We start from the raw sequence: 21,160 nt of genomic DNA, 5'->3' as shown, positions 1-21,160 counted from the left end.
TAAGAGGGACGGCCGCACCCGGGGCGGCGGCCGCGGGGCCGCCGCCCTCCGGTCGGACGGTCAGCTGTGTGGTGAGGTGACTGCCGGGGGTGGAACTACTGGTCGCAGGGCCGGCGCAGATCCTCCAGAGTCACGGCCGTACCCGGCAGGGCGGAGCGGGCGGGGGCCCGCAGCCCGTCCAGGAACAGCTGAAGATGGCGGTGGACGAACCGGTCGGCGCTCACGCACCCCGTACCGGCCGGGGGCCGGCTGAGCTGGGCCGCGGCGATCATCACGTCGCCCACGCCGACGTCGTCGCGGAGCTGCCCGGCCGCGACGGCCCGTGCCATGACCTCCGCGACGAGCCGCTCGACCCGGTCGCGCGCCGCCTCCAGGTCGGGGTGGTGCTTGTCGAAGGAGCTGGACGCCATCGGGCACAGCGCGCTGATCCGCTCGTCGGCGGCGGCGTGCACGAAGCGCTCCAGCGCCTCGAACGCGTCGCCGGTCTCCGCGAGGGCCAGCTCGGCCGCCCGTGCCGTCCGGTCCATGACCGAGCAGACGACCTCACGGACGAGGGCGTCACGGTCGGGGAAGTTGCGGTACACCGTGGCGTTGCCGACACCGGCCCGGCGGGCGACCTCGTCGAGCGGCACGTCGGCGCCGTGCTCGACGAACATCTCCCGGGCGGCGGTGACGATCCGCTCCCGGTTGCGCAGGGCGTCGGCGCGCGGCCGGGGCGCCTTGCGCTGCACGGGGGTGGCGGTCTGCACGGCGTACTCCTTGGGCTGGGTGACGTGTCGAGTGACGTACGGGGTGGTGCGGTGAAGCCTTGGTCTGTCGTCCTGACCGCGATCCGGGGATCGTTTCCCCGTTTCGCTCGGACACAGGGCTAAACGGGGAAGCGGTCCCCGGTTATTTCCCACCCCGGGAAGCTTTCGCGGTGACCTGTGTCACACACGCCCGGTGCCGCCCGCACGGGCCCGGCGCAGGCCGTCGACGGGGGCCGCGACCAGGGTCTTCGACCGGCGCGGACGCACCGCTCCCGGACCCCGCCGACGGCTACCCGCGAGAAACCCACGATCGGTCCGCTCCAGCGCGCGCCCGCACACCCCTCGGCACAGGGTGAGCGCAAGGGTGCAGTCGGTGACCGGCGGCTGCCGGGGTCCGGGAGGTCTGCATGCAGCCGCAGCCGCAGGTGCGGCCACCGAGCCGACGCATACGCCTGCGCCGTCCGGCCGCGATCGCGACCGTCGCCGTCCTGACGCTCGCCGTCAGCACCTCGGCGGGCACCGGCCGGCTCGCCCCCGGCACCTCCACGTCGGGCCCCGGCCCCGCCACCCTCTCCCGCTCCTCCCCGCACGGCCCCTGCATGATCAGCGGCGGCTCCGAGATCCAGATGTCGGAAGGCGTTCCGACCTCGTCCGGGTACGCCCGCTCCACCGGCACCGTCCGGGCCCTCAACCTGATGATCGACTTCTCGGACGCGCCCGGCGAGGGCAAGGCCATGGACCGGTACGACGAGTTCTTCCCGCAGACCCAGGAGTGGTTCCGCACCAGCTCCTACGGCCGCCTCGACTACCGCCCCGAGAGCCCCGTCCGCGGCTGGCTGCGCATGCCCAAGCCGTTCGCCGAGTACGGCATAGAGCGCGGCGCGCCCTTCGAACCGGGCTACCGCAAGCTGGTGCAGGACCTGGTGTCGGTGGCCGACGCGAAGGTGGACTTCCGCGCGTACGACCTCCTGAACGTGCTGGTGACGCCGAACGCGGGCCCCTCCGCCCTGGACACGGTCCTGTCCGTCACCTTCGCCGGAAACGCCGAGGCCCCGGTCGCCGACGGCGTCCCCGTGGCGAACGCGTCCTTCGTCTACTCCCGCCAGGACGACGGCTCCGGCTCCTACGACAAGACCGGCTACCGCGTGCTCCCCCACGAGAACGGCCACGTCTTCGGCCTGCCCGACCTCTACACCCAGGAGGGCGGGGGCGCGGTCGGCCACTGGGACATCATGAGCGAGGACTGGGGGGCCGACAACGACCTGCTCGGCTGGCACAAGTGGAAGCTGGGCTGGCTGGACCCGTCCCAGGTGCACTGCGCGTCGCAGCCGGGCACGACGGAGTACACGCTGACGCCGCTGGCCCGCAAGGGCGGCGACAAGCTGGTCGTCATACCGCTCGACGGCACGTCCGGATACGCGGTCGAGCTGCGCACCCGCGAGGGCAACGACGAGGCCGTGTGCCGCGAGGGCGTGCTGATCTACAAGGTCGACGCGGACGTGGACACGGGGATGGGCCCGGTGACGGTGTACGACTCCCGCAAGGACAGCGGCGGCTGCACCCGCAGCCCCAACGTCCACGCCGAGCTCTCGGACGCCGCCTTCGCCCCCGGCGAGACCTTCAAGGACCCGCGCCGGGGGATCACCATCGCGGTGTCGGGGGCGGACCTGAAGGGGGACCACCAGGTGCGGGTCACGCGGAGCTGAGGAGGCCGGCCGCCGGTGCCGCACCGGTGCCGCACCGGTGCCACGGTCCCGGCATTACGGTAGGCCTGCCGCGACCGCCGTACCGGAGAGCCGATGCCCGCCCACACCACGAACGACACCGCCGACGCCGCGCCGGAAAACACGGTCGCCGCACCGGCGGAGGCGGTCGCACCGCTCCTGCGCGGCATCGCCGTACTGCGCCGGCTGACCGAGGCGGACGGCGGCGCCCTCAGCCTCAGCGCCCTGGAGAAGGCCACGGGCCTCGCCCGTTCCACGGTCGACCGCGTCACCGTCACCCTGGCCCGCATGGGATACGTCCGCCTGGACGGCCGCGACGTGACCCTCGCCCCCCGCCTGATGGAACTGGGCAACGCCTATCTCTCGGCCCTGCGCCTGCCCGCCCTGCTCTCCCACCGGGCCGACGCCCTCGCCGACGAGCTGGACGAGTCGGTGTCGCTGGCGGTCGGCGACCGGGACGGCATCCGCTTCATCCACCAGGCCACGCGCCGCCGCGCGATGTCCCTGAGCTTCCGCATCGGCGACCTGCTCCCCGCCGAACGCACCGCGCCGGGCCCGCTGTTCGCCACGGAGTGGACACAGGCCGACTGGGACCACTGGCACGCCCGCCGCTCCACCGACCCGGAGGACCGCACGTTCCCCTCCGTACCGCCACGCGGCTCCGTGCCGCCACGCGGCCACGCGGCCCCTCCCGACGCGGACTTCGCGCACCGTACGGCGAGGGCGGCGGCCGACGGCTGGGCCCTGGACGACCAGTTGATCGAACCGGGCCTGGTCGCGGTCTCGGTGCCGGTACGGGATCCGGGCAGCGGCCGGGTGGCGTGCGTGGCGAGCGTGGTGAGCCACACCAGCCGCCACACGGCGCAGGACCTGCGCACCACCCTGCTCCCCCGCCTGCGCGCGGCGGTGGCGCAGATGGAGGACGACCTGCGCCACGCCCCGCCCCCGCCACCTGGCCCGCCGCCCGCGGGACTGGCGGTCTGGACCGGCGCGTCGAAACAGGAACTGGGCCGCGAGTTCGTGGAGTCCCTGGCCCGCGGCCTGACCGTCCTGACGGCCTTCGGCGAGGACCGGCCCGCCCTCTCCCTCACGGAGATCGCGAAGGTGACGGGCCTGGCGCGGGCGACGGTCCGCCGGGCGCTGATCACGCACGAGCACGCGGGCCTGGTGGCACACTCCCCCGGCCGGCGCACCTTCTCCCTCACCCCCCGCGTCCTGTCCCTGGGCTTCCCGCCCCTCTCCCGTCTCTCCCTCCCCGGGATCGCCCAGCCCCACCTGACGGCACTCGCGGCCCGCGTCCAGGAGTCGGCGTCGCTGGCCGTCCTCACGGACCCGGGCGCGGGCGCGGGGGCGGGCTCTTCCGGCCCTGGCTCGGAGGTCCAGTACACGGCGTCGGCCTCCCCGAGCCGCGTGATGAGCGCCCGTCTCACCGTCGGCACCCGCCTCCCGGCCCCCGCGACCGCCCCGGGCCGCGTCCTGCTCGCCGACCTCGACGAGGTCCGGGCGCAGGGCTACGCACTGGTCGACGAGGAGCTGGAGGCCGGCCTGCGCTCGATCGCGGTCCCGGTCCGCGACCGCACGGGCAAGGCGGTGGCGGCCCTGAACGTGGCCATGCACGCCGCCCGCCGCACGGCGGAGGCGTGTGTGACGGACGTCCTTCCGGAGCTGCTCCGCACCGCCGGACACATCGAGACGGACCTCCACACGGCGGCCCGCTTCACCCCGGTCCCCCTGACCTGACGGCCCGCCGCACGGTCCGCCTCCAGCCGTCCGCCTCCAGCGTTTCGCCTACAACTGGGCCGAGGCGAACCCGGTCAGCAGGACGGCCGTACCGCCGATCTCACAGATGACGAGTGCTTCGCGCACCCCGCGCAGGCTGGGTCTCAGGTCGCGCATCTGGTTGTCGGTGCGGGCCTGGATACCGAGCCGCACGTAGTTCGAGATCGTGACGGTGAACATGCCCACGATCGCCGCGGCGGCGGTGACGTTCACCGCCGTCGGCCAGCCGGAGAACTGGACGAGCGGCGCCACGACGGCCGACGTCGCGAAGGAGTACAACAGTCCGGCGTTGTGCGCGACGTTGACGTAGCGGTGTGCCGTTCCGTCCGGGGACGCCATCGACTGCTGCCATTTCCACACCCCGAGCACCAGTGACGCGATGAAGATCAGGCCGGCGACGAAGAGGACCCAGGCGGTTTCCTGGCGGATCACGATTACCTCCGAACGATGCGGGTCGCTGCCCGCCTCCGAGGGCGGGCGGCTACGAGGACAGCGGGTGACGGCGACTCGGTGCGCGCGTCAGCCGGTGAGCCACTTCAGGAACTGGCTCCAGCGCCCGGTGCCCCCGCCCTTGCGCGCGGTGCCGGGCTGTTCGGAGCGCTCGACCGAGGATGCCCGGCCCGGGGCGTCGGCCCGGCCCGGGGCCGCGACCGGGGTGAAGCGGGCCGGGAGCGCGGTGAGGCCGCGGGTGAAGGGCCCGGGGCGCCAGGTCAGGCTGTCCTCGGGAACGGCGGCCTCGATGTCGGGGATCCGGTTGAGGAGGTTCTCGACGGCGGCCATGGTGATCTGCCGGGCGGAGTCCTTCGAGGGGCAGGCGTGCGGGCCCGCGCTCCATGCCAGGTGCGACCGGTTGCTGCCGGACTGCCGGGCGGCGGTCAGTGCCGGGCTGTTGTTCGCGGCGGCGAAACTCACCAGGACCAGTTCGCCCTCCTGGAACTTCTGCCCGGCGAACTCCACGTCCGTGGCGGGATAGTGGGGCGCGAAGTTGGGCACCGGAGGGTTCTCCCAGAGCGTGTCCTCCAGCGCCTCGTCGATCAGTCCGCCCTGGCGGGCGTACTCGTCGTGGACGAGGACGCGGTGCAGGGTGTTGCCGACCAGATTGCGCAGCGGGTCGACGCCTGCGCCGAGGATCAGGGAGAGCTGGTAGACCATCTCCTCGTCGGTCAGACCGGCCTCGTGCGCCATCAGCCAGGAGGTCACGTCGTCACCGCGCCGGGCACGCTTGAGGGCCACCAGCTCACCGACGGCGCCGAAGAGCACCTCTGCGGCCCGTTCGGCGTTGATGCCGTCGAACATGCCGGAGATGCCGAACAGGATGCGGTCGCCGATGTCGGCGGGGCAGCCGAAGAGTTCGTTGAAGACGAACAGCGGCAGCTGTTTGGCGTAGTCGGCCATGAGGTCGGCGGAGCCGCGGGAGGCGAACTGGGAGATGAGGTAGTCCGAGATCTGCTCGGTGCTGCGCGCCAGCCGGGCGGTGTCCACGCGCCCCATGGCATCGGTGATCGCCTGGCGCAGCCGCAGGTGCTCGGCGCCGTCGCTGAACATCGCGTTGGGCCGGTACGCGAGCAGCGGGACGACGGGACTGTCCGGCGGGACCAGCCCTTCGTCGAAGGCCCGCCAGCGCCGGGCGTCCTTGCGGAAGACGGCGTTGTCGTGGAGCAGGCGCAGGGCCGTCGCGTAGTCGGTGACGAGGTGGGCGTCGACGCCGGGGGCGAGTTCGACGGGTGCGGTGGGACCGTACCGCCGGGCGTAGTCGTAGTACGCGTGCGGGTCGGCCGCGAAATCGGGCCCGTACAGGGGTATCCGCCCGGTGGCGTGGGCGGGGCATCCCGGCGGGGGCACCGCGTCGGGGGTGTTGGCGTCCATGGCGGCTTGCTCACTCCTGGTGGCACGGCCCCGGAGGACCGGGGGCTGGGGTGTTCGGGTCAACGCCCGTACGTCGATCGCAGGTTACGACGTACGGGTGGACCGTGACGGCCGCAGGGACCGGGAGATCACTTCCTCAGCCAGGACAGGAACTGGCTCCACTTCCCGGAGCTGACCGTCCGGCGCGCCCCGTCGACGTGCTCGGCCTTCGGGCTCGCCGTGCGCTGGGACGGGATCGGCGTGGGCGGCTGCCCCACGACCCTGGTCGCACGGAAGCGCACGGGAAGCGCGTCGAGAGCCCGATGGAACGGCCCGGGCCGCCAGGTCAGACGATCGGCCGCCACCGCGAGTTCGATGTCCGGCAGCTGGCCGAGCAGGTTGTCGACGGCGGTGACGGTGATGTGCATCGCCGGCCGCTGCGAGGGGCAGGCGTGCGGGCCGGCGCTCCACGCCAGGGAGGCCCGGTTGCCGGTCTGCCCCTCCGCCCGCTCGATGCCGGTGTTGGCGGCCGCGAAACTGACCATCACCAGCTCGCCCGCCTCCACCCGCCGGCCGGCGTACGTCCGGTCGTCCGCCGGATAGTGCGCGGCGAGGTTCGCGACGGGCGGGTTCTGCCACAGCGTGTCGTCGACGGCGTGCCGGACGTCCTGGTAGGCGCCCGGGGCGTGGGTGAGGATGCGGTGCAGGGTGTTGCCGATCAGATTGCGCAACGGATCGGCGCCGGCGCCCAGGAGCAGGGAGAGCTGGTGCAGCATCTCCTCGTCGGACAGGCCGGCCTCGTGCGCCATCAGCCAGGAGGCCACGTCGTCGCCGGGCCGCTCCCGCTTGAGCGCCACCAGCTCACCGACCGCCCCGTGCAGCACGCGGGCCGACTCGGCGGCGTCGATGCCGTCGAACATGCCGGAGATGCCGGACAGCACGCGGTCCCCGATCTCGGCAGGGCACCCGAACAGTTCGTTGAAGACGAACAACGGAAGCTGCCGGGCATAGTCGGCCATCAGATCGGCGGAGCCGCGGGCACTGAACTGGGCTATGAGATACGCCGAGGCCTGCCCGGTGATCTGCGTCAGCCGCCGCGAGTCGATACGCGCCATGCTGTCGGTCACCGCCTGCCGCAGCCGCTGGTGCTCGGTGCCGTCGGCGAACATGCAGTTCGGCCGGTACGCGAGCAGCGGCACGACCGGGCTGTCCTCGGGCACCTCGCCGCTCCGCAGCCCCCGCCACAGCCGCGCGTCCTTGCGGAACCCGGGGTCGCGCAGCAGCTGCAGCGCGGCCGTGTAGTCCGTGACGAGGGTGGCCTCCACGCCCGGCGCGAGCTCCACGGGTGCGGTCGGCCCGTGGTGGCGCAGGTAGTCGTAGTAGGCCTGCGGATCGGCCGCGAAATCCGGACCGTACAGCGGCACCCTGCCTCCGGAGCCGTGAGCGGGGCACCCCGGCGGCGGCACAGGTACGGAATGGGCATCCATGTCGTTGCTCCTTGCTCCCTCTGGCACGGCTTCCAGTACGGCACCTTGCGCCACAGGCGGAACGGGAGTGGCGCCGGCCGTCCCACGTCTCACACAGCTCCCCACCGCTCGGGCACCCGCCCGCAGCATGCAGCGGGACCACGTCGACGGGGCCACCGCAGGCACAACTGTCCCAGATTTCACGCCAGTTACAGCCCTGAAAGGCTCCGAGAAGTTGGCCGCGCGCAACGCTCCGCCACCGGCGAACCCCTGCCACGGCGCCCGCCCGACGCACTCGGCAGCACCGCGCCACCCCCCGACCGACGCCCCCGCCGGCCACCCGCCCGAGCCACGATCCGGTACCCTGTGGACCGGGCGCCCCGGCGGGCGCTTGCCTCCGTAGCTCAGGGGATAGAGCACCGCTCTCCTAAAGCGGGTGTCGCAGGTTCGAATCCTGCCGGGGGCACCACGCATGACGTCGCCGACTTGGGGTTTCTCCCCCGGGGAGGCGCTCTGTTCGGCCTCGGACTCCCGTCCGGGGCCGTTTGCGTGAGCGGGCAGATCGCCAGGCATCACGAGCACCGCAAGGTCCTTGGTCAGGACGCCATGGCCAGACTGCGCGAGCCGGCTGAACGCCTCGAAGGAGAGCACGGCGCCGTGACGGACGACGAGCAGCACTCGCATTCAGGCGAGGCCGCGTGTGCCGCACCACCCGAGCGGAACCGCACCGGCGGTTACGTGCGGTCGATCCGGACCGGCGCCCACCCCGATTGCCAGATGCGGTACACGGCCCCGCCGACGAGGGGGTCAGGTCGCCAGGGGCAGGGCCGCCGCCACCGCGTTGCGGTCCTTGCGGCCGATCAGCGGGAAGATGATCTTCAGGCCCTGCTCGGCGGCCGGTGACGAGACGATGAAGGACGAGTTGAGCACGCGTTCCTTGATGTCCGTGCGCACCAGGCCCGCCCGCGGGATCGTCATCACGTGCTCCTTCGGGCGGGCGAAGGTCGGGTCGGCCCGGAAGATGAGGATGCGGCGGTCGGTCATGGCCAGGTACATGGGCGTGGGTGCCGGGACGACGGCCATCGCGCCCGCGCTCAGGATCGCCGAGGCGGCCGCGAACACCGCGGTGCGGCGTACCGACACCGAGCTCAGGTTCACGATGGTCGCCACCTCGACCCGCTCTCCGGGCTCGAGCATGGGGTGGACCGTCGCCAGCAGCGCTCGGCGGCGCCTTCCGTTCACGTGCGTAACTCCTGCGGGATTCTCGTACGAGCAGGCGGCGGGCCGGTCCCACGTGAGGCGGGGTCGGCGTGAGCCGTCGGCCTACCTTGCCACACGCGGTTCCGCGCGGAAGCCCCGCCGGGTCGTTCACGCCGCCGACAGTCCGCCTTCGCCGCGGTGGGCCACCGTGATGTGGTGGTCGGGGCCCGGCGTCTCCAGTTCGTCGAGCGCCGCGACGGCCAGGTCCTCGGCGCTGATCCACGAGCGCCCGTCGGTGTCCACGGGGAGTGTGTCGGTGCCGCGGCGGTAGTGGCCCGTCCGGGCGCCGGGCTCCAGCAGGGCCGGTGGGCTCAGGTAGGTCCAGTTCGTGCGGTGCGGGACCGGCAGGTGCGTAGTCGGGCGAGTCCGGCCGCCGCTACCGCCTTGTGGGCCGCCGGTACGTCCTGCGGGTCGTCGGCGACCAGCAGACCGTCGGCACCCGGGCTGCGCAGCGCGCCGGCGCCGCTCGGTGTCGCGCTGCTGTCGTCGGCGTTCATCGGGCCCCGGGTCGCCGGCGACGCCGGGCTGAGGCTGATTCCCGTGGCCGACGGGCCCCGCCGGGTCGAGTATCTGGTGTGGAACCGCTTCAACCCCAGCCCGGCCACCCGCGCGATGCTCGACGTCCTCGCCGTCAGCTCTTCTCCACCAGTTCCCTGAGCCCGATGTTCAACTGCAGTACGTTCACCCTCGGTTCGCCGATGAAGCCGAGTGTGCGGGTCTCCGTGTGGGCGGTGACGAGCTTGTCGACCTCCTTCACCGGCAGGCCGTTCCGGGCCGCCACCCGGGGGGCCTGGAGGTGCGCGTACTCCGGGGAGATGTCCGGGTCCAGGCCCGAGCCGGAGGAGGTGACCGCGTCGGCGGGCACGTCCGCGGGGTCGACCGGGTGGCCGGGTACCTAGTTGTCCCGGACCACGGCGGCCTTGGCCTCAGCGATCCACCGGACCAGCTCCGCGTCGTCGGCGGCGCGGTTGGTCGCTCCGGACAGGAGGAGGTCGTAGCGGGTGTTGACGGTGTTGGTGCCCAGGCCCCGTGCCGGGCGGCCCTGGAACCACCTCAGGTCCGGTGCGGGGGTCCGGCCGGCCTTGTCGGACGCCGGCAGCGGGTACGGCCGGCCTATCAGGGACGAGCCGGCCGTTCTGCCGTCCGACGTGATCTCGGAGCCGTTCGCCTGGTGGGGGAAGAGGCTCTGGGCGATGCCGGTGATCAGCAGCGGGTAGGCGATGCCGGTGACCACGGTGAGGACGAGCAGGGCGCGCAGGGCCGCGCCGAGGAGGCGGGCCGTGCGGGTTACGGAGGTGTTCATGTCCTTCAGCCGATCCCGGGGAGGAGCGAGACGATCAGGTCGATGAGCTTGATGCCGATGAACGGGGCGATCAGCCCGCCCAGGCCGTAGACGGCGAGGTTGCGCCGGAGCATCCGGTCCGCGCTCGTCGGCCGGTAGCGCACGCCCCGCAGGGCGAGCGGGACCAGCACGACGATGATCAGCGCGTTGAAGACGACGGCCGACAGGATCGCGGAGTCCGGCGAGGACAGGCGCATGATGTTGAGCCTGTCCAGGCCCGGGTAGACCGTGGCGAACAGGGCCGGGATGATCGCGAAGTACTTGGCGACGTCGTTGGCGAGGGAGAACGTGGTCAGCGCGCCGCGGGTGATGAGGAGCTGTTTGCCGATCCCGACGATCTCGATGAGCTTGGTCGGGTCGGAGTCGAGGTCGACCATGTTGCCGGCCTCCTTGGCGGCCGACGTGCCCGTGTTCATCGCCACGCCGACGTCGGCCTGGGCGAGCGCGGGGGCGTCGTTGGTGCCGTCGCCGGTCATCGCGACCAGCTTGCCGCCCGCCTGCTCCCGTTTGATCAGGGCCATCTTGTCCTCCGGGGTGGCCTCCGCGAGGAAGTCGTCGACGCCCGCCTCGTCCGCGATCGCCTTCGCGGTCAGGGGGTTGTCGCCCGTGATCATGACGGTCCTGATGCCCATGCGGCGCAGCTCCGCGAAGCGTTCGCGCATGCCGTCCTTGACCACGTCCTTGAGGTGGACGGCGCCCAGGACGCGGGCCCCGTGCTCGTCCTCGACCGCGACGAGCAGCGGCGTGCCCCCGGCGGCGGAGATCCGGTCGGCGGTCGTCTGCGCGTCGTCGGCCACCGTGCCGCCCCTCTCCTTCACCCAGGCGATCACCGAGCCCGCCGCGCCCTTGCGCACCGTGCGGCCCTCGACGTCGACGCCGGACATGCGGGTCTGCGCGGTGAAGCCGGTCCAGCGGGCGCCCACGAGTTCCCCTCGGTGGCGTTCGCGCAGCCCGTACCTCTCCTTTGCGAGGACGACGACGGAGCGGCCCTCGGGTGTCTCGTCGGCCAGGGAGGAGAGCTGGGCGGCGTCGGCCAGTTCGGCCTCGGTGGTGCGGCCCGCCGGCACGAACTCGGCGGCCTGCCGGTTGCCGAGCGTGATCGTGCCGGTCTTGTCCAGCAGCAGCGTGGAGACGTCGCCGGCGGCCTCGACCGCGCGGCCCGACTTGGCCAGTACGTTGCGCTGGACCAGGCGGTCCATGCCCGCGATGCCGATCGCGGAGAGCAGGGCGCCGATCGTGGTCGGGATCAGGCAGACCAGCAGCGCCACCAGCACGACCGGGGTGAGGTCGGTGCCGGCGTAGTCGGCGAACGGCGTCAGCGTGGCGCAGGCCAGCAGGAAGACGACGGTCAGCGAGGCGAGGAGGATGGTGAGCGCGGTCTCGTTGGGGGTCTTCTGCCGGGCCGCGCCCTCGACCAGGTTGATCATCCGGTCGATGAAGGTCTCGCCGGACCTGGTCGTGATCCGGACGACGATGCGGTCGGAGAGGACCTTGGTGCCGCCGGTGACGGCGGAGCGGTCACCGCCGGACTCGCGGATGACGGGCGCCGATTCGCCGGTGATGGCCGACTCGTCGACGGACGCGACCCCCTCGACGACGTCGCCGTCGCCGGGGATGACGTCCCCGGCCTCGCAGACGACCAGGTCACCGACGTTCAGCTCGGTGCCGGGCACCACGGTGCCGTCGGTGCGGCGGGCGACGGTGCCGGACTTGGCCCGGCGCAGGGTGTCGGCCTGGGCCTTGCCGCGGCCCTCGGCGACCGCCTCCGCCAGGTTGGCGAAGAGCACGGTGAGCCAGAGCCAGGCGCTGACGGCCCAGCCGAAGCCGTCGCCGGGATCCGTGAAGCAGGAGGCCGTGGTCAGGACGGAACCGACGAGGACGACGAACATGACGGGCGACTTCACCATCACCCGCGGGTCGAGCTTGCGGAACGCGTCGGGCAGCGCGGCGGCCAGTTGCCGGGGGTCGAAGAGGCCCGCGCCGGGGCGTCCGCGGCCGGGCGGGTGGCCCGTGGACGCGTCGTCGTGCGGGGGCCGGGGCTGGGTGGCTGTGGACATCGGGTCCTCGTGCGTGGTGTGCGTGCCGGTGGTCATGCGGTCAGCCCCTCGGCGAGCGGCCCCAGGGCGAGTGCCGGGAAGTAGGTCAGACCGGTCACGATCAGGATCGCGCCGACCAACAGGCCGGTGAACAGCGGTTTTCCGGTGCGCAGGGTGCCCGCGGTGGCCGGGACGGGCTGCTGTCCGGCGAGGGAGCCGGCGAGCGCCAGGACGAACACCATCGGCAGGAAACGGCCGAGCAGCATGGCCAGGCCCAGGGTGGTGTTGAACCACTGCGTGTCGGCGTTCAGACCGGCGAAGGCCGAGCCGTTGTTGTTCGACGCGGAGGTGTACGCGTACAGGATCTCGGAGAAGCCGTGCGCGCCGGAGTTGGTCATCGAGTGGACCGGGGTGGGCAGGGCCAGTGCCGCGGCGGTGAAGGTCAGCACCAGGGCCGGGGTGACGAGGATGTAGCAGGCGGCGAGCTTGATCTCGCGGGTGCCGATCTTCCTGCCCAGGTACTCGGGGGTGCGGCCGACCATCAGACCGGCGATGAAGACCGCGATGACCGCCATGACCAGCATGCCGTAGAGGCCGGATCCGACACCGCCCGGCGCGATCTCGCCCAGCATCATCCCGAGCAGGGTGATGCCGCCGCCGAGGCCCGTGTAGGACGAGTGGAAGGAGTTCACCGCGCCGGTGGAGGTCAGCGTGGTCGACACCGCGAAGAGCGACGAGCCGCCGATGCCGAACCGGACCTCCTTGCCCTCCATCGACGCGCCCGCGAGCTCCGGGGCCGGGCCGTGGTGGGCGAACTCGGTCCACATCATCAGGGCGACGAAGCCGACCCAGAGGGTGGCCATGGCCGCGAGGATCGCGTAGCCCTGGCGCACCGAGCCGGCCATGAGCCCGAAGGTCCGGGTCAGCGCGACCGGGATCAGCAGGATCAGGAAGATCTGGAAGAGGTTGGAGAAGGGGGTCGGGTTCTCGAAGGGGTGGGCGGAGTTGGCGTTGAAGTAGCCGCCGCCGTTGGTGCCCAGCTCCTTGATGGCCTCCTGCGAGGCGACCGCGCCGCCGCCCCACTGCTGTGTGCCGCCCGTGCCGTGCCCGTTCGGGAACTGGCCCACCTCGTGGATGCCGGCGAAGTTCTGGAGGGCGCCGCAGGCCACCAGGACGATCGCGGCGATCACCGAGAGGGGCAGGAGGACGCGGATCACTCCGCGCACCAGGTCGGCCCAGAAGTTGCCCAGTTCACCGGTGCGGGCCCGGGTGAAGCCGCGCACCAGGGCGACGGCGACGGCCATGCCGACCGCGGCGGAGACGAAGTTCTGCACGGCCAGCCCGGCGGTCTGCACGACGTGTCCCATGGCCTGCTCGCCGTAGTACGACTGCCAGTTGGTGTTGGTCACGAAGGACGCGGCGGTGTTGAACGCCTGGTCCGGGTCGATCGAGGCGAAGGCCGGCGAGCCGGGCAGTACGCCCTGGAGCCGCTGGAGGAGGTAGAGGAAGAGGACTCCGGCGAGGGAGAAGGCGAGCACGCCGCGCAGATACGCGGGCCAGCGCATCTGCACGTCGGGGTCGGCGCCGATGCCCCGGTAGATCCACCTCTCCGTCCGCAGGTGCCGGGAGGAGGAGTAGACCCTGGCCAGGTGGGTGCCGAGGGGGAGGTGGGCGAGCGCCAGCGCGGCCATCAGCGCGAGCATCTGGAGCACACCGGCGAGGACGGGACTCATGTGCCGCTCAGAACCTCTCCGGGTGGATCAGGGCGAGGACGAGGTATCCCAGCAGGGCGACGGCCACGATCAGGCCGACGACGTTCTCGGCGGTCACAGCTTCGTCACCCCCTTGGCGGCGAGGGCCACGAGGGCGAACACCGTGAGTGTGGTGACGACGAAGGCCACGTCGGCCATCGCGAGCTCCTAGTGAGGTGCGGAAAGCGTCTGACAGGGCAAGGAAAGCTCGCCCCTGACCGGCTTCGACCGCCGTTGACGGCCTCCTTACGGCGGCCCGGACACCCTTGACGCCTCCCTGACGGCGCACCCACGACGACAGGGGCGGCGCACGCCGACGTGGTGTCGGAGTACGCCGCCCCGGACGGGACGGCCGGCGGCCCGCGCCGGTTACTTCGGGTCGCGGTCGAAGACCGACTTCGACCAGAAGTAGCCGAGCCCCGTGAGGACCAGGCACCAGGCGAGGGCGAGCCAGCCGTTGTGGCCGATCTCGGTGCCGAGGAGGAGGCCGCGCAGGGTCTCGACCGCCGGGGTGAAGGGCTGGTACTCGGCGATCGGCTGGAACCAGCCCGGCATCGCGTCCACCGGCACGAAGGTGCTGGAGATGAGCGGGAGGAAGATCAGCGGCAGCGCGTTGTTGCTGGCCGCCTCGGCGTTCGGGCTGACCAGGCCCATGCCGACCGCGATCCAGGTGAGCGCCACGGTGAAGAGCACCAGCAGCCCGAACGCCGCCAGCCACTCCGGGGCCGTGGCGTCCGTGGACCGGAAGCCGATGGCCACGCCGACCGCGCCCACGAGGAGCACGCTCATCACCGACTGGATCACGCTGCCGACGACGTGCCCGACGAGGACGGAGCCGCGGTGGATGGCCATGGTGCGGAAGCGGGCGATGATGCCCTCGCTCATGTCCATGGAGACGGACACCGCGGTGCCGATCGTGGTGCTGCCGATGGTCATCAGCAGCAGGCCCGGCACGAGGTAGGCGATGTACGCGGAGCGGTCGGCCCCGCCGTCCCCGATCCCGGCGCTCATCACGTCGCCGAAGATGTAGACGAAGAGCAGCAGGAGCATGACCGGCGTGAGCAGCAGGTTCAGGGTGAGCGACGGGTAGCGCCGGGCGTGCAGGAGGTTGCGGCGCAGCATCGTGGACGAGTCGCGCACGGCGAGGGGGAGGCGGGACGGGCGGGCAGGGGCCGGGGCGGTCACGGGGGTGCTCATCGAACGGTCTCCTTGGGCTGGTCGGTGCCGCCGGTCAGGGCGAAGAACACGTCGTCGAGGTCGGGGGTGTGCACGGTCAGCTCGTCCGCCTCGATGCCGGCCGAGTCCAGCCGGTCGAGGACGGCGCGCAGTTCGCGCTGGCTGCCGCCCGAGGGGAGCTGCAGCGTGAGCGCCTCGTCGTCCGCGGTGACCTCCCGCAGTCCGGCGGCGGCGGACCGGTAGGCGGCGGGGTCGGAGAAGCGCAGTCGCACGTGGCCGCCGGGGACCATCCGCTTCAGCTCCTCGGCGCTGCCCTCGGCGGCGATCCTGCCGTCGTGGAGCACCGCGATGCGGTCGGCGAGCTGGTCGGCCTCCTCCAGGTACTGGGTGGTGAGGAAGACGGTCACCCCGCCGGTGACCAGCTCGCGGATGATGCCCCACATGGTGTGCCGGGAGCGGGGGTCGAGGCCGGTGGTCGGCTCGTCGAGGAAGATGATCCGCGGGCTGCCGACCAGGGTCATCGCGATGTCCAGGCGGCGCTTCATGCCGCCGGAGTAGGTGGAGGCGGGCTTCTTCGCCGCGTCCGCCAGGTCGAACCGCTCGAGCAGCTCGGCGGCCACCCGCCGGCCCTCGGCACGGGAGAGGTGGTGCAGGTCCGCCATCAGGAGCATGTTCTCCTCGCCGGTGATCAGACCGTCGACGGCGGAGAACTGGCCGGTGACACCGATCGCCGCCCGCACCCCGTCCGGGGAGGCGGCGAGGTCGTGCCCGGCGACCTGGGCCTGCCCGCCGTCGGCGGAGACGAGCGTGGAGAGGATCTGCACGGTGGTGGTCTTGCCGGCGCCGTTCGGGCCGAGCAGCGCGAAGACGGAGCCGGCCGGGATGTGCAGGTCGATGCCGTCGAGAACGGTCTTCTCGCCGTACGACTTGCGCAGGCCGACGGCGGAGACCGCGGCCGGGGACGGCCGGCCGCCCGAGTTCCTGGGCGTGGGCATGACAGACGAAGGCATGGAGCCCTCCCGTTCGAGGGTGGGGTGACTGAGGAGTGGGGTGACTGGGCGGGGCGGCGTGCGGTTTGCGGTGCTCGGGATGCGGTGCCGGCCGTCAGACCTTGGCGCGGCGGACGTCGATGTTGCCGTAGCGGGTACGGGCACGGATCTTGACGGTGTCCTCGACGTCCCCGGGAGTGTCGGACGCGGTGAGCGCGTTGCGCACCTGCCCGGCGCCCGAGTGGGCGTCGAGCCAGGCGGCCGTGCCCTGGCGGATGCCGACCTCGATGGCGCCGTAGGACGTCTCGAGCTGCACCTCGCCGCGGGCCACCTCGCCCACCCGCAGCGCGCCGTGGGCGGTGGTGGCGGTGAGCGAGCCCTCGACGCGGGTGACGTCGATGTCGCCGTTGGCGTGGCTCACCCGCAGGTCGCCGACGGCGGTGCCGACGGTGGTGTGGCCGTGCGAGTTCTTCAGGACGGCGGAGCCCTCGACCAGGCCGACGCGGACGCTGCCGGAGCTGGTGGTGATCTCCGCCGCGCCCTCGATGCGGTCCACGGTGACCGAACCGTGGGAGGCGGTCAGCTGGAGCGGGCCGGTCGTGTCGAGGCGGACGTCACCGCCGGAGGTCTTCACCCGGACCTCGCCGAGCCGGCCCTCCCCGAGCACCTGGGTCCAGGAGCCGGTCGTCTCGATGCGCGAGCCCGTGGGCAGCTCCACCGTCACGTCGACGGCGCCGGTGGGGCCGATGAAGCGGCGCTCCTTGGTGCCGATCCTCAGGACGCCGCCCGTGAAGGCGACCTCGGTCTGCTCGGCGGCCCGTACGTCCTTGTCCCGCTCGGGGTCGCCGGGCCGCACCTCGACGACGGTGTCGGTCCGGTCTCCCGCGGTGAACCGGATGGAACCGGCGCCCACGTGGGCGTTCACCGCGATCGGTCCGGGGGTGTCGAAAGAAGGCATGGCTGTACCGTCCTCATGAGTCCGTGGAGCGTCCCCGCTGGTGGGACGTGGTGGGTGGGAGTGGGTGGGGCGCTGTGCTTCTTCGGCGTGCAGGGCTGCTTGGGCGTGCAGGGCTTCTTCGGCGTGCAGTTCTGCTCGGACGTGCGGTGCTTCTGCCGCGTGCGGGCGTGGGCCCGGTCAGCGCACCCAGCCGGTGAAGCTCTGTCCGACGTTGCGGGACCGCTCCGGCGCGCGCGGGGCGCCGCCGCCCTCGACCGCGGCCGACACGGCCCGCACGAGCCACGCGTTGACCGACAGGCCCTCGCGGCTCGCGGCCTCCTCGGCGCGCGCCTTCAGGTGAGCCGGCAGCCGCAGATTGACGCGGGCGGTGCCGCCCTCGTCACCGTCGGCCGGCGCCGGGGTGGGAAGCGGTCCCGCGGTCAGGGGCGCCGGCTCGGCGGAGACGCCGCCCTCGCCGGGCGGCGGCGTCACGACGAAGTCGGGGTCCAGCCCGCGCAGCCGTACGTCGACCGAGCCGGGGGCGAGTTCACGGGTGATCTCGTCCATCGCGGCGGAGAGCACGTTGAGCATGGTCAGGCGGGACGCCGACTCCAGGGGAGCCGTGAGCCGCTCGGCCAGCTCCCGGGCTTCGTCGCCGCCGGCATCGGCGGCCACCACGAGTTCGCGGCGGAGGGTCTCGACATACGGGGTGAGGTCCATGACGCCATCATGGCACCACAATGGCGTCACACGCAAGCCTGCATGGCACTCATTCCGAGCGAGCGCGGCGATGGCCCTCCTGACCTGCGGAAACTTCGAGACGCTTCGATGGGCACCACGTGGCACCACGTGGCGCCACACACGGCACCACGTCCGCCGGCGTGGCCGCCGGGACCCTTCGGCCGGGGCGTGTTGCTCCCTGCGTCTTCTGGTAACCCGTCCGGAGAACACCCTCTACACGACGAGGTGATAACCATGGTGCTGCTGGGTCTTCTGCTCATGGCGGGCGCCGCGGCCTTCACGGGCCTGCTGATCGCGTACAACCTGTCAGGCGGACCGGACTACACGGTGACGCTGCTGGGGAGCCAGCCCTTCACGATCAGCACCCTGGGCGCGTTTCTCGGGGGTGTCGCCCTGACGCTGATCTTCGGCCTGGGCATGTGGATGGTGCTGGGCGGCACGATGATGGCGCGGCGCCGCGGCAGGAGGCGCCGGCTCGACGGGGAGAGCAGCACCACCGGCGCCGTGGGCGGAGCGACGGAACCCCCTGCGGAGCCCGGCCGCCCGGCCTCCCACCGGCCCCACCGGCTCCACTGGCCCCGGCACAGCCACGGCCACTGAGCGCCGCTCTCCGTAGCTCACGCGTCCTGGTAGCGCAGGAGCAGCATCGCCGCGTCGTCGTGGTGGGGGCCGGCCGCGTGCCGGATCAGATCCTCGCGGAGGGCGTCGAGGGCCCGGTGGGTGTCGGGGTCGGCCAGGAGGTGGGCACGCTCGGCGAGCGGGTAGAAGGCGCCGTTCTCGTCGCGGGCCTCGGTGACACCGTCGGTGTAGAGGAGCAGCTGGTCGCCGGGGGCGAAGGGCACCCGGTACGGCCGTGGGCCGGGGGCGCCGTGGGCGGCGAGGCCCAGCGGGAGGGCGTACGCGGGCGGGTCGGGGAAGTCGGCCGTGCCGTCGCGGTGGACGATCATCGGGGCGGGGTGGCCGTAGGCGAGGAGGGTCACGTGGTGGTCGGAACCGATCTCGGCGAGGATCGCGGTCACGAACTTCTCGTCGTCCGGCTCACGGGCCACGCTGCGTTCCAGCCGCTCGCCGAGCCCGGTCAGGTCCGCCTCGTCGTACGCCGCCTCGCGGAAGGCGCCGAGGACCACCGCGGCCGTCTCCACCGCCGCCAGTCCCTTGCCCTGGACGTCGCCGACGATCACCCGCACGCCGTGCGGCGAGGCCACCACCTCGTAGAGATCACCGCCGATGCGGGCCTCCGTGACCGCGGAGGTGTACGACACGGCGGCCTGCAACGGGCCCGCGGTCAGCGGTACGGGGCGCAGCAGGACCCGCTGCGCCACCTCGGCGATCGAGCGGACGCTGGCGAGTTCGGCCTCCCGGCGTGAGCGCATCACGGCCGCCGCGATCCCGGCGCCGGTCACGCCCGCCACCGACGCCATGGCGGTGTAGCCGCGGGGCCGGTCGAAGAGGCCGTTGTACAGCCCGAGGGCGACGCAGAGCAGCAGGGCGACCAGGCCGATCAGCGCGGTGCGCCGCCAGCCGCCGACGAGACCGGCGAAGGCGGGGCCGAGCGACACCAGCGGCAGAAGTCCGACGCCGGGTCCCGCGGAGAGGTCCAGCGCGGCGACCACGGCCATCGCCGCGATCGGCAGCCAGGCCAGCACCGTGACTCCGGGCGGCGGCTTCTTCACGGTCATGACTACTCCGGTGTCGCGGCGCTCGGGAGCCGCTCTCCGTGTCCCCGGCGCCCCTCCCCTTTCTCTTACCCTATGCAACGGTTCGCCCGGGGCGGGAGGCCTGCGCCGGTCCTTGATCCAATCGAGGCCCTGGGGCGGGGCGGGGCTAGCATCCGACCATGACGACCGCAGAGAACGCGCGCAACAACGACAGCCTTCCCCTCGACGTCGAGATCGGTGCCCTCCAGGGCGGGGCCGCCGACCTGTCCCGGTACGCGGGCCGGGTGGTGCTGGTGGTGAACGTGGCCTCCAAGTGCGGGCTCACCCCGCAGTACGCCGGCCTGGAGCGGCTGCACGAGCGGTACGCGGAGCGGGGCTTCACCGTGCTCGGCGTGCCGTGCAACCAGTTCATGGGTCAGGAGCCCGGAACCGCCGACGAGATCGCCGAGTTCTGCTCGGCGACGTACGGGGTCACCTTCCCGCTGACCGAGAAGGTGGACGTCAACGGGAAGGACCGGCACCCGCTGTACGACCGCCTGACCGGCTTCGCCGACGCCGAGGGGCACAGCGGGGACATCCGCTGGAACTTCGAGAAGTTCCTGATCGGGCGGGACGGCAAGGTCGCGGCCCGTTTCTCGCCGCAGACGGAGCCGGAGTCGGCCGAGGTCGTCGCGGCCGTCGAGGCGCACCTCGCCGGCTGACGGGGCGGTTGACCTTGACCCTGGGGCAGGGCCGAGCCTCGGCGTCGCCGGGCGGAACAGGCCGCCCGGCGACGGAGGACGACGAGGTGGGCACCGCGCGCGACGACGAGTCGCTGACCATCGGGGCGTTCGCCGCGCGGGCCCGGCTGTCGGCCAAGGCCCTGCGGCTGTACGACCGTCTGGGCCTGCTGACGCCGGACCGCGTGGACGAGACCACTGGCTACCGCTACTACCGCACCGGCCAGGTCGAGCGCGCCCGGCTCGTGGCGCTGCTGCGGCAGCTGGACATGCCGCTGGCCCGGGTCGGTGAGGTGGTCCGGGCCGACGGCCCCGAGGCGGCCGGGCTGCTCGGCGCCTACTGGGCCGAAGTGGAGGCCCGGGTCGCCGGGCAGCGCACGCTCGCCGCCTACCTCCGTGCACGGCTTTCGGGAAGGGACTCCGAGGTGTACGAGACGTTCGCGGTGGAGACGGTGGATGTGCCCGCGCAGGTGCTGATCACCGAGACCCGGCACACGCTGGCGGACGAGCTGCCGGCGTGGATCGGTGCCTCGCTGGGGCGGCTGGAGGAGGCGGCCCGCGACTGCGGGGGCGTGACCGCGGCGCCGTTCGTCGCCTACCACTGCGAGGTGTCGATGGAGAGCGACGGCCCGGCCGAGTCGTGCGTGCCGGTCGCCGACGAGGCGGCGGCGCGGGCGTGGGCCGGGCGGCACGGGCGCACCTGGGAGGCGGGGGTGCGGGTGGAGCCGGCCCGGCGGCTGGCCTTCACCCGGATCACCAAGGCCCAGGTGGCCCATCCGCAGATCCTGGCGGCCTTCGAGGCGGTGGAGGCGTGGATCGCCGAACAGGGTCTGACCGTGGACGGGCCGTGCCGTGAGGTGTACTTCGCCGACTGGGACGCGGCCGGACCGGAGGATCCGGTGTGCGACGTGGCGTTCCCCGTGCGGTGACCGTGCCGGCGGAGTGGTCAGGGCCCTCTCGGCAAGGTCGGCGAACTGGTCGAGAGGGC

At 72.6% G+C, this 21,160-nt stretch carries 17 protein-coding genes, 1 tRNA gene and 4 pseudogenes; 7 read left to right on the top strand and 15 right to left on the bottom strand.

What is annotated here, in order from left to right; all coding sequences use genetic code 11:
- Positions 1–95: 95 nt before the first annotated feature.
- Positions 96–749: a TetR/AcrR family transcriptional regulator gene (locus AB0E77_RS06340; RefSeq protein WP_361566315.1), complete on the bottom strand. Its 654-nt coding sequence runs from the start codon at positions 747–749 to the stop codon at positions 96–98.
- 407 nt (positions 750–1,156) lie between these two features.
- Here AB0E77_RS06340 and AB0E77_RS06335 point away from each other — a divergent pair, with 407 nt between their 5' ends.
- The gene (locus AB0E77_RS06335; RefSeq protein ID WP_361566312.1) at positions 1,157–2,455 is read left to right on the top strand and encodes a M6 family metalloprotease domain-containing protein; all 1,299 of its coding nucleotides are present in this window, start codon (positions 1,157–1,159) and stop codon (positions 2,453–2,455) included.
- A 93-nt stretch (positions 2,456–2,548) separates the two neighbouring features.
- On the top strand, positions 2,549–4,213 hold the full coding sequence (locus AB0E77_RS06330) for an IclR family transcriptional regulator C-terminal domain-containing protein (protein WP_361566310.1): 1,665 nt from the start codon (positions 2,549–2,551) through the stop codon (positions 4,211–4,213).
- A gap of 48 nt (positions 4,214–4,261) precedes the next feature.
- On the opposite strand, the gene AB0E77_RS06325 is transcribed toward AB0E77_RS06330, so the two are convergent.
- From AB0E77_RS06325 to AB0E77_RS06315, 3 genes are all read right to left on the bottom strand, one after another.
- Entirely contained in the window at positions 4,262–4,684 is a 423-nt protein-coding gene (locus tag AB0E77_RS06325; protein ID WP_361566307.1) for a hypothetical protein, read from the bottom strand.
- 87 nt (positions 4,685–4,771) lie between these two features.
- Positions 4,772–6,118, bottom strand: coding sequence for a cytochrome P450 (locus AB0E77_RS06320; protein ID WP_361566305.1), 1,347 nt, complete (start codon positions 6,116–6,118; stop codon positions 4,772–4,774).
- 128 nt (positions 6,119–6,246) lie between these two features.
- Positions 6,247–7,521 (bottom strand): cytochrome P450, encoded by a 1,275-nt coding sequence (locus AB0E77_RS06315; RefSeq protein WP_361566302.1) that lies wholly within the window; start codon positions 7,519–7,521, stop codon positions 6,247–6,249.
- A gap of 435 nt (positions 7,522–7,956) precedes the next feature.
- Here AB0E77_RS06315 and AB0E77_RS06310 point away from each other — a divergent pair.
- Positions 7,957–8,032, top strand: a tRNA-Arg gene (locus AB0E77_RS06310).
- 338 nt (positions 8,033–8,370) lie between these two features.
- On the opposite strand, the gene AB0E77_RS06305 is transcribed toward AB0E77_RS06310, so the two are convergent.
- The gene (locus AB0E77_RS06305; protein ID WP_361566300.1) at positions 8,371–8,805 is read right to left on the bottom strand and encodes a hypothetical protein; all 435 of its coding nucleotides are present in this window, start codon (positions 8,803–8,805) and stop codon (positions 8,371–8,373) included.
- A 126-nt stretch (positions 8,806–8,931) separates the two neighbouring features.
- Positions 8,932–9,287 (bottom strand): annotated as a pseudogene (locus AB0E77_RS06300) (hypothetical protein); the annotation flags it as partial.
- Between the two features lies 1 nt (position 9,288).
- Between AB0E77_RS06300 and AB0E77_RS06295 the strand changes: the two are divergent.
- Positions 9,289–9,480: pseudogene (locus tag AB0E77_RS06295) on the top strand (LysR family transcriptional regulator); the annotation flags it as partial.
- On the opposite strand, the pseudogene AB0E77_RS06290 reads toward AB0E77_RS06295, so the two are convergent.
- The 8 genes and pseudogenes from AB0E77_RS06290 to AB0E77_RS06255 all read right to left on the bottom strand — a co-directional run bounded on the left by AB0E77_RS06290 (position 9,455) and on the right by AB0E77_RS06255 (position 17,774).
- Positions 9,455–10,126, bottom strand: a pseudogene (locus tag AB0E77_RS06290) (potassium-transporting ATPase subunit C). The pseudogenes AB0E77_RS06295 and AB0E77_RS06290 sit on opposite strands and share 26 nt — an antisense overlap.
- A gap of 5 nt (positions 10,127–10,131) precedes the next feature.
- Entirely contained in the window at positions 10,132–12,258 is a 2,127-nt protein-coding gene (kdpB, locus tag AB0E77_RS06285; protein WP_361566297.1) for a potassium-transporting ATPase subunit KdpB, read from the bottom strand.
- On the bottom strand, positions 12,255–13,934 hold the full coding sequence (gene kdpA, locus AB0E77_RS06280; RefSeq protein ID WP_361566294.1) for a potassium-transporting ATPase subunit KdpA: 1,680 nt from the start codon (positions 13,932–13,934) through the stop codon (positions 12,255–12,257). The genes kdpB and kdpA overlap by 4 nt, the downstream gene beginning before the upstream one ends.
- A 7-nt stretch (positions 13,935–13,941) precedes the next feature.
- Positions 13,942–14,031: a K(+)-transporting ATPase subunit F gene (gene kdpF, locus AB0E77_RS06275; RefSeq protein WP_007451765.1), complete on the bottom strand. Its 90-nt coding sequence runs from the start codon at positions 14,029–14,031 to the stop codon at positions 13,942–13,944.
- A 290-nt stretch (positions 14,032–14,321) separates the two neighbouring features.
- Positions 14,322–15,149 carry an ABC transporter permease gene (locus tag AB0E77_RS06270; protein ID WP_361566291.1) on the bottom strand — a complete coding sequence of 276 codons (828 nt, stop codon included), beginning with the start codon at positions 15,147–15,149 and terminating at the stop codon, positions 14,322–14,324.
- A complete protein-coding gene (locus AB0E77_RS06265) occupies positions 15,146–16,123 on the bottom strand; it encodes an ATP-binding cassette domain-containing protein (protein ID WP_361566679.1) in 978 nt (325 codons plus the stop codon). Before AB0E77_RS06265 ends, AB0E77_RS06270 begins: the two co-directional genes overlap by 4 nt.
- 109 nt (positions 16,124–16,232) lie before the next feature.
- Positions 16,233–17,075 carry a DUF4097 family beta strand repeat-containing protein gene (locus AB0E77_RS06260; RefSeq protein ID WP_361566289.1) on the bottom strand — a complete coding sequence of 281 codons (843 nt, stop codon included), beginning with the start codon at positions 17,073–17,075 and terminating at the stop codon, positions 16,233–16,235.
- Positions 17,076–17,252: 177 nt separating this feature from the next.
- Positions 17,253–17,774: a hypothetical protein gene (locus tag AB0E77_RS06255; RefSeq protein ID WP_361566287.1), complete on the bottom strand. Its 522-nt coding sequence runs from the start codon at positions 17,772–17,774 to the stop codon at positions 17,253–17,255.
- A 255-nt stretch (positions 17,775–18,029) separates the two neighbouring features.
- Here AB0E77_RS06255 and AB0E77_RS06250 point away from each other — a divergent pair, with 255 nt between their 5' ends.
- A complete protein-coding gene (locus AB0E77_RS06250) occupies positions 18,030–18,395 on the top strand; it encodes a hypothetical protein (RefSeq protein ID WP_361566284.1) in 366 nt (121 codons plus the stop codon).
- A 26-nt stretch (positions 18,396–18,421) separates the two neighbouring features.
- Here the strand turns inward: AB0E77_RS06250 and AB0E77_RS06245 are convergent.
- Positions 18,422–19,474, bottom strand: a pseudogene (locus tag AB0E77_RS06245) (PP2C family protein-serine/threonine phosphatase); the annotation flags it as partial.
- A 158-nt stretch (positions 19,475–19,632) separates the two neighbouring features.
- Here AB0E77_RS06245 and AB0E77_RS06240 point away from each other — a divergent pair.
- Together AB0E77_RS06240 and AB0E77_RS06235 are read left to right on the top strand one after the other, a co-directional pair.
- Positions 19,633–20,154 carry a glutathione peroxidase gene (locus AB0E77_RS06240; protein WP_361566282.1) on the top strand — a complete coding sequence of 174 codons (522 nt, stop codon included), beginning with the start codon at positions 19,633–19,635 and terminating at the stop codon, positions 20,152–20,154.
- 86 nt (positions 20,155–20,240) lie between these two features.
- Positions 20,241–21,101 carry a MerR family transcriptional regulator gene (locus AB0E77_RS06235; protein ID WP_361566279.1) on the top strand — a complete coding sequence of 287 codons (861 nt, stop codon included), beginning with the start codon at positions 20,241–20,243 and terminating at the stop codon, positions 21,099–21,101.
- Positions 21,102–21,160 lie beyond the last annotated feature (59 nt).

Source organism: Streptomyces sp. NPDC032940 (assembly GCF_040636935.1).
Lineage (GTDB): Bacteria > Actinomycetota > Actinomycetes > Streptomycetales > Streptomycetaceae > Streptomyces.
Note: the sequence above shows the minus strand (reverse complement) of the source record. Positions and strands in the feature narration are given on the sequence as shown.

Bases quoted from the DNA above. Each gene is read 5' to 3' on its own strand.
- kdpA (WP_361566294.1), bottom strand. From the start codon at position 13,934: ATGAGTCCCGTCCTCGCCGGTGTGCTCCAGATGCTCGCGCTGATGGCC.
- AB0E77_RS06255 (WP_361566287.1), bottom strand. From the start codon at position 17,774: ATGGACCTCACCCCGTATGTCGAGACCCTCCGCCGCGAACTCGTGGTG.
- AB0E77_RS06270 (WP_361566291.1), bottom strand. From the start codon at position 15,149: ATGAGCACCCCCGTGACCGCCCCGGCCCCTGCCCGCCCGTCCCGCCTC.
- AB0E77_RS06330 (WP_361566310.1), top strand. From the start codon at position 2,549: ATGCCCGCCCACACCACGAACGACACCGCCGACGCCGCGCCGGAAAAC.
- kdpB (WP_361566297.1), bottom strand. From the start codon at position 12,258: ATGACCACCGGCACGCACACCACGCACGAGGACCCGATGTCCACAGCC.
- AB0E77_RS06240 (WP_361566282.1), top strand. From the start codon at position 19,633: ATGACGACCGCAGAGAACGCGCGCAACAACGACAGCCTTCCCCTCGAC.
- AB0E77_RS06250 (WP_361566284.1), top strand. From the start codon at position 18,030: ATGGTGCTGCTGGGTCTTCTGCTCATGGCGGGCGCCGCGGCCTTCACG.
- AB0E77_RS06320 (WP_361566305.1), bottom strand. From the start codon at position 6,118: ATGGACGCCAACACCCCCGACGCGGTGCCCCCGCCGGGATGCCCCGCC.
- AB0E77_RS06335 (WP_361566312.1), top strand. From the start codon at position 1,157: ATGCAGCCGCAGCCGCAGGTGCGGCCACCGAGCCGACGCATACGCCTG.
- AB0E77_RS06265 (WP_361566679.1), bottom strand. From the start codon at position 16,123: ATGCCCACGCCCAGGAACTCGGGCGGCCGGCCGTCCCCGGCCGCGGTC.
- AB0E77_RS06260 (WP_361566289.1), bottom strand. From the start codon at position 17,075: ATGCCTTCTTTCGACACCCCCGGACCGATCGCGGTGAACGCCCACGTG.